Below are 653 nucleotides of genomic sequence, written 5' to 3'. Positions count from 1 at the left end.
GCCCCGTTCGGTGCATATCAGGCAGAAGACGGCTATATCGTGATCGCAGCCACCGGCGAACACATCTGGAAGCGCTTTGCGGACGCCATTGGAATGCCGCAGTTGGCAAGCGATCCGAAGTTCATGGACGGCGTCTCGCGGCGCAGCAATCTTGCCGAGCTGGATGCGCACATCAATGCATGGCTGGCGAACAAGACGCGCGATGAGGCGCTGGACATACTTCGGGAGGCCGGCGTTCCCTCGTCCAGGGTAAACGACATCCCAGAGATTTTTGAGTGCCCGCACGTGGCCGCTCGTCGCATGATCATGACACTGGACGACCCCGTGTGGGGGCAAGTTGGGGTTACGGGCAACCCGGTCAAGATGTCGGACGTTCCGGAGCCGGATGCCCATCTGCCACCGAAGCTTGGCGAGCACAACGAAAGCGTGCTGCACGACTGGCTCGGCATGAGCGAAGTCGAGATCGAGCAGCTGAAAGATCGGCAGGTGATTTGAATGGCGGCCACTCTAGAACACAACAGGGCGCGCACATGAGCAAGGTACTTGAAGGTGTAAAGGTTCTCGACTTCGGGCGATTCATCGCAGGGCCGTTTTGTGCAGCGTTGCTCGCGGACTATGGCGCGGATGTGATCCGGGTCGATCGCGTCGGGGGC

2 protein-coding genes are annotated in these 653 nt (G+C 60.3%); both read left to right on the top strand.

Annotation, left to right across the window (positions count from 1 at the left end; translation table 11 throughout):
* Positions 1–495, top strand: a 495-nt coding sequence (locus AC1DY5_RS57900; RefSeq protein ID WP_478123080.1) for a CoA transferase, incomplete at its 5' end; no start/stop codon positions are given.
* 35 nt (positions 496–530) lie between these two features.
* Positions 531–653: CoA transferase (locus tag AC1DY5_RS57895; RefSeq protein ID WP_478123081.1), on the top strand; the 123-nt coding region annotated here is incomplete at its 3' end.

The sequence above is a fragment of the Variovorax sp. P4_D9 genome (assembly GCF_056401695.1).
This window is presented reverse-complemented; position numbering and strand designations above follow the sequence as displayed.